Origin of the sequence: Streptomyces viridosporus T7A (assembly GCF_008704515.1) — a bacterium.
Classification (GTDB): Bacteria; Actinomycetota; Actinomycetes; order Streptomycetales; family Streptomycetaceae; genus Streptomyces; species Streptomyces viridosporus.
In genome coordinates, this window is the sequence record NZ_CP023700.1 from 1,988,061 (window position 1) to 2,001,123 (window position 13,063).

The following is a 13,063-nucleotide window of genomic DNA, read 5'->3' on the forward strand; positions in this document are numbered from 1 at the left end:
CCGGAACACCTGGTAATGTTTACTTCGTCGCCGCGGGGGGAAACCCGCGCGACAGACACCTTGTCCGGGTGGCGGAATGGCAGACGCGCTAGCTTGAGGTGCTAGTGCCCTTTATCGGGCGTGGGGGTTCAAGTCCCCCCTCGGACACATGAGGCGCGAGGGCCGCGACCGCGAGGTCGCGGCCCTCGGGCGTTGTCGCGAAGGGTGACCATGACCACGCGGACCCCACGGACCACCCGTTCCTGCCCCTGCGGGCTCCCCGAGGCGTACGAGGCCTGCTGCGGGCGCTTTCACTCCGGGGCCGCCGCCGCGCCCACCGCCGAGCGGCTGATGCGGTCGCGGTACTGCGCGTTCGTGCGGCAGGACGCCGGTTACCTGATGCGGACCTGGCACCCCCGGACCCGGCCGGAGCGGATCGACCTCGACCCGCGGATGCGGTGGACCGGGCTGGAGATCCTGGACACGGCCGGCGGGTCCGCCTTCCACTCCACCGGGACGGTGACCTTCCGGGCGTCCTACCGGGGCGGTGCGCTGCACGAGCGCAGCCGGTTCGAGCGGGTCGACGGGGCGTGGGCGTACGTCGACGGGGACTTCCTGGACTAGGTCCGCTCAGGACTCCACCCGGGGCGCCAGGATGTCCAGTTCCTGGAGGGCGCCCACGGTGATCTGACGGGTCAACTCCTCCGCGCGGACGGCGTCGCGCTCGCGGACCGCCTCGGCCACCTGGACGTGGAGGGTGACGGCGGCCGGGTCGGGGTCGTCGAACATCACGTCGTGGTGCGTGCGGCCGGCCAGCACCTCGGCGACGACGTCGCCGAGGCGGGCGAACATCTCGTTGCCGGAGGCGGTCAGGACCACGCGGTGGAAGGCCATGTCGTGGACGAGGTACGCCTCCAACTGCTGACCGCGTGAGTGGGCGACCATGCCGAGGGCGCACTCGGTGAGTTCGGCGCACTGCTCGGCGGTGGCGTTGCGCGCGGCCAGGCCGGCCGCGACGGGTTCGATCGCCGAGCGGAGCACGGTGAGGGAGCGCAACTGCCGGGGGCGGTCCGCGCCGGCCAGGCGCCAGCGGATGACCTGGGGGTCGTAGACGTTCCACTCGCAGATCGGCAGGACCGTCACGCCCACGCGGCGCCGGGACTCGACCAGGCGCATGGACTCCAGCACGCGCACCACTTCCCGCATCACGGAGCGTGACACGTCGAACCGGTGGGCGAGTTCGTCGGTGCGCAGCACGCTGCCGGGAGGGTATTCCCCCGCGGTGATTTCGGGGCCGAGGATGTCCAGTACATGACCGTGCAGCCCGCGGCCCTGTGTGCTCATGCACTCAGCGTAGGGGACGGATCACCGGAAGAAAAAGTCAGACTTATACATCACACACTCTTGAAAACGTCTTACTAATGGGCTTCAGTTACGTCGACATCACGTGTCAACGAAGACAGCAGACAGTGAGGCAGCGATGAACACCTCCCATGTCGTCGTGGTCATGGGCGTCGCGGGCACCGGCAAAACCACCGTCGGTCCCCTGCTCGCGACCCGGCTCGGCGTCCCGTACGCCGAGGCCGACGACTTCCACCCGCAGGCCAACATCGACAAGATGTCGGCCGGTGTTCCCCTCACCGACGAGGACCGGCTGCCCTGGCTGGACGCGATCGGTGGCTGGGCGCACGAGCGGGCGGGCCTCGGCGGCGTGGTCAGCTGCTCGGCACTGAAGCGGTCGTACCGCGACCGGCTGCGGGCCGCCGCGCCCGACGTGGTCTTCCTGCACCTCACGGGTGACCGCGCGCTCATCGAGGACCGAATGGCCCACCGGAAGGGCCACTTCATGCCCACGGCCCTGCTCGACTCCCAGTTCGCCACGCTCCAGCCGCTGGAGCCGGACGAGACCGGAGTCGCCGTGGACGTGACCGGCACCCCGGAGGAGATCACCGGGCAGGCGGTCGCCTCCCTCGCGGCGCTCCTCGAGCCGGCTCCTTAAGTCCCCGGCCGGAAGACCCCCCTGGGTTCCCGGCCTGAAGACCCCTCAATTCCCCGGCCGGAAGGCCCCCTCGTCCCTCCCCCCGCACCGAGGTTGCCTTCCGAACCGCAGTCCCCGGGGCGTCCCCACCACCCCGTTCTCCCCAACCCCCGTAATCACAAGGGATCCACCGTGACCAGACTCAGTGTCGAGATGCTGGCAGCGGACGTACCCGAGCCGATCACCTCGGCCGGCCACGCTCAGCTGGGCATCGCCGTCCTGGCGGGCATCGCCGTCATCGTCCTGCTCATCACCAAGTACAAGTTGCACGCCTTCCTGGCGCTGACCATCGGGTCGCTGGCGCTCGGCGCGTTCGCAGGGGCGCCCCTCGACAAGGCGATAAGCAGCTTCAGCGCCGGTCTCGGCTCCACCGTCGCCGGTGTCGGCGTGCTCATCGCCCTCGGGGCGATCCTGGGCAAGATGCTCGCCGACTCCGGCGGCGCCGACCAGATCGTCGACACCATCCTCGCCAAGGCGAAGGGCCGCACCATGCCCTGGGCCATGGTGCTGATCGCCTCGGTGATCGGTCTGCCGCTGTTCTTCGAGGTCGGCGTCGTCCTGCTGATCCCCGTCGTGCTGATGGTCGCCAAGCGCGGCAACTTCTCCCTGATGCGCATCGGCATCCCGGCGCTCGCCGGTCTGTCCGTGATGCACGGTCTGGTCCCGCCGCACCCCGGCCCGCTGGTCGCCATCGACGCGCTCAGCGCCAACCTCGGCGTGACGCTGGCGCTCGGCGTGCTCGTCGCCGTCCCGACGGTGGTCATCGCCGGTCCGCTGTTCGCCAAGTACGCCGACCGCTGGGTGGACGCCCAGGTCCCCGACCGGATGATCCCGCAGCGCGCCTCCGAGGAACTGGAGAAGCGCCCCGGCTTCGGTCCGACCCTGTTCACCATCCTGCTGCCGGTCGTGCTGATGCTGGGCAAGGCCCTGGTCGAGATCGTCATCGACGACCCGGAGAACGGCGTCCAGCGCGTCTTCAACGTCATCGGCTCCCCGATGATGGCCCTGCTCGCCTCCGTGCTCGTCGGCATCTTCACGCTGGGCGTGCCCGCCGGATTCAGCAAGGAGCGGATCTCGCAGCTGGTCGAGAAGGGGCTCGCCCCGATCGCGGGCATGCTGCTGATCGTCGGCGCGGGCGGCGGCTTCAAGCAGACGCTGATCGACTCCGGCGTGGGCCAGATGATCATGGAGATCTCCAAGGACTGGTCGATCCCGACGCTGCTGCTGGGCTGGCTGATCGCGGTGGCGATCCGGCTGGCGACCGGTTCGGCGACCGTGGCCACCATCTCGGCGGCCGGCCTGGTGGCGCCGCTCGCGGCCGACCTGTCGACCACGCACGCCGCCCTGCTGGTCCTCGCCATCGGCGCCGGCTCGATCTTCTTCAGCCACGTCAACGACGCCGGCTTCTGGCTGGTGAAGGAGTACTTCGGCCTGAGCGTCGGCCAGACCATCAAGACGTGGTCGGTCATGGAGACGATCATCTCGGTGGTCGCCGGCGGTCTGGTCCTGCTGCTCTCGCTGGTCATATAGGGGTACGGAAAGATGACGGCTCATTCCCTGTTCGACATCAGCGGCCGTACGGCCCTGGTGACCGGCTCCAGCCGGGGCATCGGACTCGCCCTGGCCCGCGGACTGCTCGAGGCGGGCTGCAGGGTCGTGCTCAACGGGCGGGACGGCGAGCGCCTCGCGAAGGTCGCGGCCGAACTCCCTGGCGACGTCCACACGGCCGTGTTCGACGTGACCGACAGCGCCTCGGTGGCCGCGGGGATCGCGGACGTGGAGGAGCGGGTGGGCCCGCTCGACGTCCTGGTCAACAACGCGGGCATGCAACTGCGCGCCCCGCTGCTGGAGTTCACCGACGCCGACTGGCACCGCGTCCTCGACACCAACCTCACCAGCGCGTTCCTGGTCGGCCGGGAGGTCGCCCGCGGGATGACGGAACGCGGCCACGGGAAGATCATCAACATCTGCTCGCTGCAGAGCGAGGTGGTCCGCCCCGGCATCGCGCCGTACGCGGCCACCAAGGGCGCGCTGAAGATGCTCACCAAGGGCATGTGCGCGGACTGGGGCCCGTACGGGGTCCAGGTCAACGGGCTCGGCCCCGGCTACATCGAGACCGAGCTGACCGAACCGCTGGTGAGGAACGAGGAGTTCAGCGCCTGGGTGCGGGGGCGGACGCCCGCCGGGCGCTGGGGGCGTACCGAGGACCTGGTGGGCGGGGTGCTGTTCCTCGCCTCCCCCGCGGCCGACTTCGTCGGCGGACAGGTGCTGTACGTCGACGGCGGCATGACGAGCGTGCTGTGAAAGGGGTGGCGGAGATGCTCGGTTGTGTGATCCACGGCCAGGGTGACCTGCGGGTCGAGGAGCAGGCGGTGCCGTCCCCCGGTCCGGGGCAGGCGCTGGTCGCCGTCCGGTACGGCGGGGTGTGCGGGTCCGACCTGCACTACTGGCGGCACGGCGGGGTGGGCGACTTCCGGCTCCGGGAGCCGATGCTGCTCGGGCACGAGGTCGTCGGCACCGTCGTCTCGTACGGTGACGGGGCCTCGGGTCCGGCCGCCGGTACGGCCGTCGCCGTGCACCCGGCGACCCCGTGCGGGGTGTGCCCCGAGTGCGCGGACGGGCGACGCAACGTGTGCCGGGACACCCGGTACCTGGGCAGCGCGGCGCGCTTCCCGCACGTGCAGGGCGGTTTCGCGGCGCGGATCGTCGTCCCCGCCGAGCAGCTGCGCCCGCTTCCCGCCGGGCTGGAGCTGCGGCGGGCGGCTCTCGCCGAGCCGCTGTCCGTCGCCCTGCACGCGGTGCGGCGGGCCGGGGAGGTGGCCGGCCGGCACGTGCTGGTCACCGGGGCCGGGCCCATCGGCTGCCTGGTCGTGGCGGCGGCGAAGGCGGCCGGGGCGGCGGAGGTGACCGTCACCGATCTGCTGCCGAAGGCGCTGGAGTACGCGCGGGCCGCGGGCGCCGACACCCTCGTGCGCGCCGACGACCCGGACGACGCCGGATGGCCGGCGGAGGTCGACGTGGCGATCGAGGCGTCCGGCGTGGCCGCGGGGCTGGAAGCCTGTCTGCAGCGCGTGCGGCGAAGCGGAGTCGTCGTGCAGCTCGGCATGCTCCCGCCGGGGCAGAGCCCGTTCGCGGGCAACCTGGTGGTGAGCCGGGAGATCGAGCTGCGCGGGGCGTTCCGCTTCGACACCGAGTTCGACGCGGCGCTCGAACTGCTCGCGGCCCAGCCGGCCTTCGACGGGCTGGTCAGCGCGGTCGTCCCGGTGCGGGACGCGGAGTCGGCGTTCGTGCTCGCCGCGGACCGGAGCCGGTCCTGCAAGGTCCTGCTGGACTTCGGTTCCTGAGCCGCTGCGCCGCTTCTCGGCCCCGGCGGGTCTCCACCCGCCGGGGCCGACGCGTTCACCACGGTCTTCGGCGGGGAACGCCGACGGCTGTCCGGCGTTCGGGCCCCCTCCCGTTCGAACGGCCGCGCCCCGGCCGGGGCGGGCCGGGGCGCGCGTGCCGCCGGGCTCGCGCGAACGCCGCTCCCTACGGGGTGCGCTCGGCTTCCTTCTCCAGCTGGAACGCCTCGTTGCCGAGCCCGATGCGGGCGTGCGTCTCGGGGGCCCGGGCGCGCAGGACCGCGCCCTGGACCAGTCCGACGACGAGGGCGAGGCCGATGACGCCGGGCAGGATCCAGCTCAGGGAGGAGCCGGGGCCCGCGCCGACCAGGACGTCGAAGTCCTTCACCGTGTAGCAGGCGATCACCACCAGGGCGATGCCCGCCAGCGTGGAGGTGACCAGCCGCCAGGCCTGGGCGCCCGCGGCACCGCGCCGGACGAAGAAGACGACGACGGACAGGGAGGCGATCGCCATCAGCACGATCACGCCGAGCGCGCCGATGTTGCCGAACCAGGTGAACAGGCGCAGGACGGGCGCGGTCGGGTCACCGGTCGGCTTGTCGTCGGTGAGCGCGAAGGCGAGGACGAACACGACGGCGACGGCGGTCTGGAGCAGGGAGCCGGTGCCGGGGGCGCCGCTGGTGCCGGTGGTGCGGCCGAAGGCGGCGGGCAGCAGGCCCTCGCGGCCCATGGCGAAGGCGTAGCGGGCGACGACGTTGTGGAAGCTGAGCATCGCCGCGAACATGCCGGTCACGAAGAGGACGTGCAGGACGTCGGTGAAGGTGCCGCCGAGCCGGTCCTCGGTGAGGGAGAACAGCAGCCCCGCGCTCTGCTCCTGCGCGGTGCCGACGATCGCGGACGGGCCGGTGGCGACGGTGAGCGCCCAGCTGCTGATGGCGAAGAAGACGGCGACGCCGGTCACCGCGAGGAACATCACGCGCGGCACCAGGACGTGCGGCCTGCTGGTCTCCTCCGCGTAGACGGGGGCCTGCTCGAAGCCGAGGAAGGCCGCGATGCAGAAGCACAGGGCGGTGCCCACGCCGGCGCCGGTGAGCGTGTCCGGGTTGAAGGCGTGCAGCGACAGGCCCTCCCTGCCCGGGTCGGCGATGGCCGCGACGTCGAAGACCACGACGAGCAGCACCTCGATGACGAGCAGGACACCGAGCACGCGCGCGTTGACGTCGATCTTCAGCCAGCCGAGCACGCCGACGGCGGCCGCGGCCACGAGCGCCGGTATCCACCAGGCGACCTCGAGGCCGGCGTAGGTGGCGAAGAGGCTGGAGACCTCGAAGCCGAAGATGCCGTAGATGCCGACCTGGAGGGCGTTGTAGGCGACGAGCGCGACCAGGGCCGCGCCCGCTCCGGCGGTGCCGCCCAGACCGCGGGAGATGTAGGCGTAGAAGGCGCCGGCGTTGTGGACGTGCCGGCTCATCTCGGCGTACCCGAGGCTGAACAGCACCAGCACGGTGCCGAGGACCACGAAGAGCAGCGGCTGGCCGACGATGCCCATCACCGCGAATGTGGTGGGCATGACACCGGCGACCACCATGAGGGGCGCGGTCGCGGCGAGGACGGAGAGCAGCAGGCCTCCCGTGCCGAGGCGGTCGGCGCGCAGGGCGCGCTCCTGCCCCTTGAAGGTGCTGATGCTCTCGGCCGCGGATCTGCTCGTGCGCGAACTGTCCGTCGTCATCGGGAGACCGTCCTTGGGTCGGGTGTGGTTGCGGCGGCTGGGCCGGATGGGCCGGGGGCCGGGGTCAGGTCGCGCCCAGGGCGGTGGCGCGGGCGGTGCGGAAGGCGGTGAGGGGATCGCGTTCGGGGTACGACCAGGGGGCCGGGGTGGCGTGGTCGCCGATGCGGTGGAACAGGGCGGCCGCCTCGGCGCCCCGGCCCTCGCAGACCTTGGCGTGGGCGAGGAAGTTCAGGTCGACCAGGCGGCGCGGATGGCCTTCGTGCTCCCACTCCAGCCACCAGTCGAAGGCCGCCTTCATCACCTGCCGGGCGCGGCGGCCGGTCCAGTGACCGGAGGCGACGGGGTCGGCGGGTTCGTGCCCGGCGGCGGCCAGCGCGCGGTACCGCTCGGCGTGCGCGATGACCGGGAGGACCGCCAGCGGCGAGTCGGCGGGTGCCTGTTCGGCGGCCCAGTTGGCGAAGTCGTACACCTCGTGCAGCGGGTCCGCGCCCGCGTCCACGCGGCGCTCGGCGAGCCAGGCGACCACCAGGTGGTGGGCGTGGTGGTGGTCCGCGTACCGGGTGCGGACCTGCTCGAAGAGCCGGACCACGTCCCCCTCGGCGTCCCGGGCGCACTCCAGCAGGAGCAGGCCGAGCCACGGGGTGGGGTCGGCGGGCGCGAGCTCCGCGGCCTTCCGGCAGGCCTCGCGGGCGCGGGCCGGTTTGTCCTTGCCGTGCAGGGCGCGCCGGACCTGGGCCAGGGCCAGCAGCACGGACGCGTCGCCGGACCCGGGATCGGCGAGCAGCCACTCCCGGGCCCAGGCGGCACAGGAGGGCTCCCGGGCGAGCACCGTGATCCGGTGGCCGCGGCGGTCCCAGTCGTCCCCCGTGCGGACCAATAACGAGCGGGTGTTCTGCCAGCGGCCCTGCGCCAGTGCGGCGCGCGCGGCGACGAGCTCGGCGTCGTCGAGTGCCTCGTCGAAGGCCTGCGCCGCGCGTCTGCGGGCACGGCCGAGGGGCGGCGGGGGTGGGGGCACCGCGGAAACTTCCTCACGCACTCTTCTTGTGGCTCGGTCCACGACGGGCGGTCGGTACGGCAGTGGTCGGCTGCCGATTGCCATGGACTGATCACTCACAGCAAACCGTCAGCCCGCGGACGACGTCAAGGGCACCCGGGGCATTACACGCGTCAACTGCCGTGACTCCAGTGCGACTTGCGCGAGGGGGCCGAAAGGGGGGCCGGGCGGCGCGACGGAGCCGGTCCTCCTTCCGGCCGCGGACGGAGGCGCCGCGGGCGAGCGGCGGTTAGAGTCGCCCTACACGTCCGTGACCCAGCATGATCATCGAGGTACGCAGCGTGTCGGTTCCGGTCCTGGTGCTCGCCATGAGTGCCGCGTGCTGCCTGGGCTTCGGTTTCGTGCTCCAGCAGAACGCGGCTCAGCGGGCCCCGCTCGGCGACTTCCTCTCCCCGCGGCTCCTCCTCGACCTGATGAGGATGCCGCGCTGGCTGGGCGGCACGGCCCTCATGGTGGCCGGCATGGGACTCGGCGCGGTCGCGCTGGGCCGGGGCGAGCTGTCCCTGGTGGAACCCCTGCTGGCGACGAACCTGCTGTTCGCGCTCGTACTCTCCCGCCACCGGACCCGGCAGCCGCTCGGCCGTCAGGGCTGGGTGGGTCTCGCCCTGCTCGCGGGCGGGGTGACGGCGTTCGTCGTCGCGGGCCGGCCGAGCGGCGGCCACGCACTCGCCGACCCGCTGCGGCGCTGGCTGATCATCGGCGGCATGATCGGGCTGGCCCTGCTGCTCACGGGGTACGCCAAGCGGTCGCGGCTGACCTCGGGCCCCGCGCTGCTGGCGGTGGCCGCGGGGACGCTGTACGGCGTGCAGGACGCGCTGACCCGGGTGAGCGGGCAGCGCTTCTCCGAGGGCGGTCTCGTGGAGCTGCTGAGCGGCTGGCAGCCGTACGCGGTGGCGGCCCTCGGCGTGACCGGGCTGGTGCTGGTGCAGAGCGCCTTCGAGACCGCGCCCCTGCAGATGTCCCTGCCCGCCCTAACCGCGGCCCAGCCGCTGGCCGGGATCGCCTGCGGCGTCGGCCTCCTCGGTGACCGGCTGCGCACCGACACGGTCGCGCTGAGCTGGGAGGCGGCCGGGCTCGCGGCGATCGTCGCGGGCATCGTGCTGCTGGGGATGCACCCGGCGATGCCGCAGGGGGGCGCGGAGCGGGCACGGGTGCGCGACGTGCGGACGGGGTGAACGGACGGGCCGCGCCGGACGGAACACGCGCACCTGCTTGGATGGCCGTATGCGTGCCGCTGACGAGATCCTCGACGTCGTCGACGAGAACGACCGGGTGATCGGGCGGGCCCCGCGCGGCGAGATCTACGCACGGGGCCTGCGCCACCGCTGCGTCTTCGTCCTGGCCCGGGACGCCGAGGACCGGATCTTCGTCCACCGGCGCACCCCGACCAAGCTGGTCTTCCCCTCCCTGTACGACATGTTCGTCGGCGGGGTCGTCGGGGCGGGCGAGGGCTACGACGAGGCGGCCCTGCGGGAGGCCGGGGAGGAGCTGGGCGTGACCGGCCTGCCGCGCCCCGAGCGCCTCTTCAGGTTCCTGTACGACGACGGCGCCGGACGGACCTGGTGGTCGGCGGTGTACACGGTCCGCTGCGACCTGCCCGTGCGGCCGCAGGCCGAGGAGGTGGCCTGGCACGCCTTCCTGACGGAGAGCGAGCTGGAGCGGCGCCTGGGCGAGTGGGAGTGGGTCCCGGACGGGCGGGCGGCGTACGAGCGGCTCAGGGCGTACCGGTCGGAGAGGCCGGGTCCGTCGGGTCCGTCGGGTCCGTCGGATCAGCGGGGTTCGCCGGGTCCGCCGGAGAGGCCGGGGGGCTGAGCAGGTGCTCGGCGGGCGCGGTGCCGTGACCGGGCACCGGGTACCCGGCGGGCGACGGGGTGGGCCTTCGTGGCCGAAAGGGGGCGGGCCGCACCGGCAGCGCCCCCGGTCACCGGCCCCGGTAGGGTCGCCGACGTGATCGAGTTCGTGCGGAACGTCCGGTTGTGGTTCGTGCCCGAGGACGTGCGGAAAGAGGGTGCGACGCCCGACTACCGGTTCTCGCTGGCGAACGAACGGACCTTTCTGGCCTGGCTGCGGACCGCCCTGGCGCTGATCGGCGGCGGCTTCGCCGTGGACCAGTTCCTGCCGGACCTGCGCTGGGGCTGGCGGGTCGGACTGGCGCTCGCGCTGCTCGTCGCGGGTGTGCTGTGCGCGCTGCGCGCGGTCAACCACTGGGTGCGCTGCGAGCGGGCCATGCGCCGTGGCGAGGACCTGCCGGTGTCGCGGTTCCCGGCGCTGCTGAGCCTCGTCGTCGCGGTCGTGGCCGTGGCGATGGTCGTCGTGGTGCTCGTGGGGTGGGAGGGGTGACCGGACCGGCGCCCCGGGTCCGGGACCCCGGGCTGCAGCCCGAGCGGACCCGGCTGGCATGGCGGCGCACGACCCTTTCGGGCACCGTCGCGGGCGTGCTCGCCGGGAAGGCCGCGCTGGCCGGCGGGGTGTCGACGGTCGGGGTCGTCGCGTGCGCGCTGTGCTGTGCCTGCTGGCTGGGGCTCCTGGGCGTCGCCCACCGCCGCATCCGCGCCCTCGCGGCCACGAGCACGCCGGGGGTGCTCGCTCCCCGGTACGCGACCGCGGCGGTGCTCTGCACGGTGGCGCTGGCCGTGTGCGGGGCGGTCCTCGTCGCCCGGGGCTGACGGTGCTTCCCGCCTCGGGAGGCCGGGCGGGAAGCACCGTCAGCCCCGGTCCGGGGCGTCCGGTCCGCCGGGCGGGGCCCCGGCCCTCCTCCCCCTGCCCCTACGCGTCCCCGGCCACCGTCACCACGATCTTGCCCCGGGTCCGGCCCTCCTGGTTCAGCCGGTGGGCGTCCGCCGCGCGCTCCAGCGGGAACGTCTCCGAGACGTGCACGCTCACCACGCCCTGTTCCGCCAGTTCGGACAGGCGCCGCAGATCCTGCGGGTCGGGGCGGACGAAGTGGTACCGGCCGCCGTAGTCCACCACCTCGTTGTCGACGATCGACGCCAGACGGCCCTCGGGGGCCAGCAGGTTCGCGGAGACCTTCAGGGCGTCGCCGCCGACCGTGTCGAACACCGCGTCCACGCCCTCGGGGGCCAGCCCGCGCACCCGTTCGATCAGGCCCTCCCCGTAGCTCACCGGCTCCCCGCCCAGCCGGCGGACGAAGTCGTGGTTGTACTCGCTCGCCGTACCGATGACCCGGGCGCCGAGGTGGGCGGCGAGCTGGACCGCGAGGGAGCCGACGCCACCGGCCGCGGCGTGCACCAGGACGGTCTCGCCGCGCTTGACCTCGAGGACCCCGTGCAGGACCTGGTACGCGGTGAGGCCCGCGAGGGGCAGGCCGGCCGCCTCCTCGAAGGTCAGGTTGCGCGGCTTGGGCGCCAGGGCGCGCACCGGGGCGGCCACGTACTCGGCGAAGGTGCCCCGGGAGAGGAAGTCCTCGCGCACGTAGCCGATCACCTCGTCGCCGACGGCGAACTCCGGGACGGCGACCCCGGGACGGACGACCACGCCCGAGACGTCCCAGCCGGGGATCACCGGGAAGACGGCCTGGAGGACCGGTTCGAGGTGGCCCTCGCGGCACTTCCAGTCGACCGGGTTGACGGCCGCCGCCCGGACCTTCACGAGCACCGAGTCGGGGCCGACCACGGGATCGTCGACCTCCTCCAGTCCGAGCACCTCGGGGCCGCCGTACCGTGAGTACCTGATCGCCTTCATGCGTCCGACCCTCCGGGGTCGTCTCGCGCCGCGCAAGCCGAACGGAGCGATGTGCACCGTTCGCGTGACGCCGGAGGCGCCCGGGCGACGGGGTCTATCGTGGCTCCGATCACGTTCCCTCCCCGCTCTGGACTCCATACCGACCGGTCGGCATCATGAGGCGGTACGGTTCACCTTCCCGTAAGGAGCGACGATGAGCCCCGACCACCCGCCCGGACTCGACCTCGACCGGCTGCGCGGCCTGCTCGAACGGGAGCGGCCCGGCCTGGTGGGCGGTCCGCTCTCCGGCCGGCTGATCGAGGGCGGCAGGTCGAACCTCACCTACGCGGTCTCCGACGGCACCGCGCGGTGGGTCGTGCGCCGGCCCCCGCTCGGCCACGTCCTGGCCACCGCGCACGACATGAGGCGCGAGCACCAGGTGATCAGCGCGCTGCGGCCGACCGCCGTGCCGGTGCCCCGCACCGTGCTGCTGTGCGAGGACGAGGAGGTGCTCGGGGCGCCCTTCTACGTCATGGAGTTCGTCGAGGGCACCCCCTACCGCACGGCGGACCAGCTCGCCCCGCTCGGCCCGGAGCGCACCCGGGACGCCGTGCTGAACCTGGTGGACACGCTGGTCGAACTGCACGCGGTGGACCCGGGCGAGGTGGGCCTGGCGGACTTCGGCCGGCCCGAGGGCTTCCTGGACCGGCAGCTGCGCCGCTGGGGCAAGCAGCTGGACGCCTCCCGCGACCGGGAGCTGGCCGGGATCGACGAACTGCACGCCGCGCTCGGACGCAGCCTGCCCCGCTCCCCCGCGCCGACCGTGGTGCACGGCGACTACCGCCTCGACAACGTCCTGATCGGTGAGGACGACCGGATCAGGGCGATCCTCGACTGGGAGATGTCCACCCTCGGTGATCCGCTGACCGACCTGGGCCTGCTGGTGATGTACGGCACGCCGCTGGACCTGCCGGACTCCCCGGTCTCCACGACCGCCGCGGCCCCCGGGCACCCCGCGCCCGCCGAGCTGGTCGAGCGGTACGCCGCGCGCTCGGGGCGCGACGTCTCCGCGGTCCCCTGGTACACGGCGTTCGCCTGGTTCAAGCTCGCCGTGATCCTCGAGGGCATCCACTACCGCTACACGCTGGGCCAGACGGTCGGGCGCGGTTTCGACCGCATCGGCGACCTGGTCCCCGTCTTCATCGAGCACGGTCTGACCACTCTCCAGGAAGGCTGACGGC

General features: G+C 73.0%; 14 protein-coding genes and 1 tRNA gene. 11 read left to right on the forward strand and 4 right to left on the reverse strand.

Annotated features, from left to right (window positions below):
• Window positions 1-62 precede the first annotated feature (62 nt).
• Window positions 63-147 (forward strand) — tRNA-Leu (locus tag CP969_RS09350).
• A 63-nt stretch (window positions 148-210) separates the two neighbouring features.
• Window positions 211-603 carry a YchJ family protein gene (locus CP969_RS09355; protein WP_016826975.1) on the forward strand — a complete coding sequence of 131 codons (393 nt, stop codon included), beginning with the start codon at window positions 211-213 and terminating at the stop codon, window positions 601-603.
• Window positions 604-609: 6 nt separating this feature from the next.
• On the opposite strand, the gene CP969_RS09360 is transcribed toward CP969_RS09355, so the two are convergent.
• The gene (locus CP969_RS09360) at window positions 610-1,323 is read right to left on the reverse strand and encodes a FadR/GntR family transcriptional regulator (RefSeq protein ID WP_004990203.1); all 714 of its coding nucleotides are present in this window, start codon (window positions 1,321-1,323) and stop codon (window positions 610-612) included.
• A gap of 136 nt (window positions 1,324-1,459) precedes the next feature.
• Here CP969_RS09360 and CP969_RS09365 point away from each other — a divergent pair, with 136 nt between their 5' ends.
• The 4 genes from CP969_RS09365 (at window position 1,460) to CP969_RS09380 (ending at window position 5,361) form a co-directional block, all read left to right on the forward strand.
• Window positions 1,460-1,978, forward strand: coding sequence for a gluconokinase (locus tag CP969_RS09365; RefSeq protein ID WP_016826974.1), 519 nt, complete (start codon window positions 1,460-1,462; stop codon window positions 1,976-1,978).
• Between the two features lie 171 nt (window positions 1,979-2,149).
• Window positions 2,150-3,547: a GntT/GntP/DsdX family permease gene (locus tag CP969_RS09370; RefSeq protein ID WP_004990197.1), complete on the forward strand. Its 1,398-nt coding sequence runs from the start codon at window positions 2,150-2,152 to the stop codon at window positions 3,545-3,547.
• Window positions 3,548-3,559: 12 nt separating this feature from the next.
• Complete coding sequence (locus CP969_RS09375) at window positions 3,560-4,321, forward strand: SDR family oxidoreductase (RefSeq protein WP_016826973.1); 762 nt, start codon at window positions 3,560-3,562, stop codon at window positions 4,319-4,321.
• Between the two features lie 14 nt (window positions 4,322-4,335).
• Window positions 4,336-5,361, forward strand: a complete 1,026-nt coding sequence (locus CP969_RS09380) for an L-idonate 5-dehydrogenase (RefSeq protein ID WP_026085312.1) — start codon at window positions 4,336-4,338, stop codon at window positions 5,359-5,361.
• Between the two features lie 184 nt (window positions 5,362-5,545).
• Here the strand turns inward: CP969_RS09380 and CP969_RS09385 are convergent, their stop codons facing one another.
• A complete protein-coding gene (locus tag CP969_RS09385) occupies window positions 5,546-7,087 on the reverse strand; it encodes an APC family permease (protein ID WP_016826971.1) in 1,542 nt (513 codons plus the stop codon).
• Between the two features lie 64 nt (window positions 7,088-7,151).
• Window positions 7,152-8,102, reverse strand: coding sequence for a hypothetical protein (locus CP969_RS09390; RefSeq protein ID WP_016826970.1), 951 nt, complete (start codon window positions 8,100-8,102; stop codon window positions 7,152-7,154).
• 299 nt (window positions 8,103-8,401) lie between these two features.
• Here CP969_RS09390 and CP969_RS09395 point away from each other — a divergent pair, with 299 nt between their 5' ends.
• From CP969_RS09395 to CP969_RS09410, 4 genes are all read left to right on the forward strand, one after another.
• Entirely contained in the window at window positions 8,402-9,316 is a 915-nt protein-coding gene (locus CP969_RS09395; RefSeq protein ID WP_016826969.1) for a DMT family transporter, read from the forward strand.
• A 49-nt stretch (window positions 9,317-9,365) separates the two neighbouring features.
• Window positions 9,366-9,953 (forward strand): NUDIX domain-containing protein, encoded by a 588-nt coding sequence (locus CP969_RS09400; RefSeq protein WP_016826968.1) that lies wholly within the window; start codon window positions 9,366-9,368, stop codon window positions 9,951-9,953.
• A gap of 135 nt (window positions 9,954-10,088) precedes the next feature.
• The gene (locus CP969_RS09405; protein ID WP_004990184.1) at window positions 10,089-10,481 is read left to right on the forward strand and encodes a YidH family protein; all 393 of its coding nucleotides are present in this window, start codon (window positions 10,089-10,091) and stop codon (window positions 10,479-10,481) included.
• Window positions 10,478-10,807 (forward strand): DUF202 domain-containing protein, encoded by a 330-nt coding sequence (locus CP969_RS09410; RefSeq protein WP_016826967.1) that lies wholly within the window; start codon window positions 10,478-10,480, stop codon window positions 10,805-10,807. The genes CP969_RS09405 and CP969_RS09410 overlap by 4 nt, the downstream gene beginning before the upstream one ends.
• Before the next feature lie 100 nt (window positions 10,808-10,907).
• Here CP969_RS09410 and CP969_RS09415 read toward each other — a convergent pair whose 3' ends face one another.
• Window positions 10,908-11,843, reverse strand: coding sequence for an NADP-dependent oxidoreductase (locus CP969_RS09415; protein WP_016826966.1), 936 nt, complete (start codon window positions 11,841-11,843; stop codon window positions 10,908-10,910).
• 193 nt (window positions 11,844-12,036) lie between these two features.
• Between CP969_RS09415 and CP969_RS09420 the strand changes: the two genes are divergently transcribed.
• Complete coding sequence (locus CP969_RS09420) at window positions 12,037-13,059, forward strand: phosphotransferase family protein (RefSeq protein ID WP_016826965.1); 1,023 nt, start codon at window positions 12,037-12,039, stop codon at window positions 13,057-13,059.
• Window positions 13,060-13,063: the final 4 nt, after the last annotated feature.

Bases quoted from the DNA above. Each gene is read 5' to 3' on its own strand.
- CP969_RS09355 (WP_016826975.1), top strand. From the start codon at position 211: ATGACCACGCGGACCCCACGGACCACCCGTTCCTGCCCCTGCGGGCTC.
- CP969_RS09360 (WP_004990203.1), bottom strand. From the start codon at position 1,323: ATGAGCACACAGGGCCGCGGGCTGCACGGTCATGTACTGGACATCCTC.
- CP969_RS09365 (WP_016826974.1), top strand. From the start codon at position 1,460: ATGAACACCTCCCATGTCGTCGTGGTCATGGGCGTCGCGGGCACCGGC.
- CP969_RS09375 (WP_016826973.1), top strand. From the start codon at position 3,560: ATGACGGCTCATTCCCTGTTCGACATCAGCGGCCGTACGGCCCTGGTG.
- CP969_RS09380 (WP_026085312.1), top strand. From the start codon at position 4,336: ATGCTCGGTTGTGTGATCCACGGCCAGGGTGACCTGCGGGTCGAGGAG.
- CP969_RS09385 (WP_016826971.1), bottom strand. From the start codon at position 7,087: ATGACGACGGACAGTTCGCGCACGAGCAGATCCGCGGCCGAGAGCATC.
- CP969_RS09395 (WP_016826969.1), top strand. From the start codon at position 8,402: ATGATCATCGAGGTACGCAGCGTGTCGGTTCCGGTCCTGGTGCTCGCC.
- CP969_RS09400 (WP_016826968.1), top strand. From the start codon at position 9,366: ATGCGTGCCGCTGACGAGATCCTCGACGTCGTCGACGAGAACGACCGG.
- CP969_RS09415 (WP_016826966.1), bottom strand. From the start codon at position 11,843: ATGAAGGCGATCAGGTACTCACGGTACGGCGGCCCCGAGGTGCTCGGA.
- CP969_RS09420 (WP_016826965.1), top strand. From the start codon at position 12,037: ATGAGCCCCGACCACCCGCCCGGACTCGACCTCGACCGGCTGCGCGGC.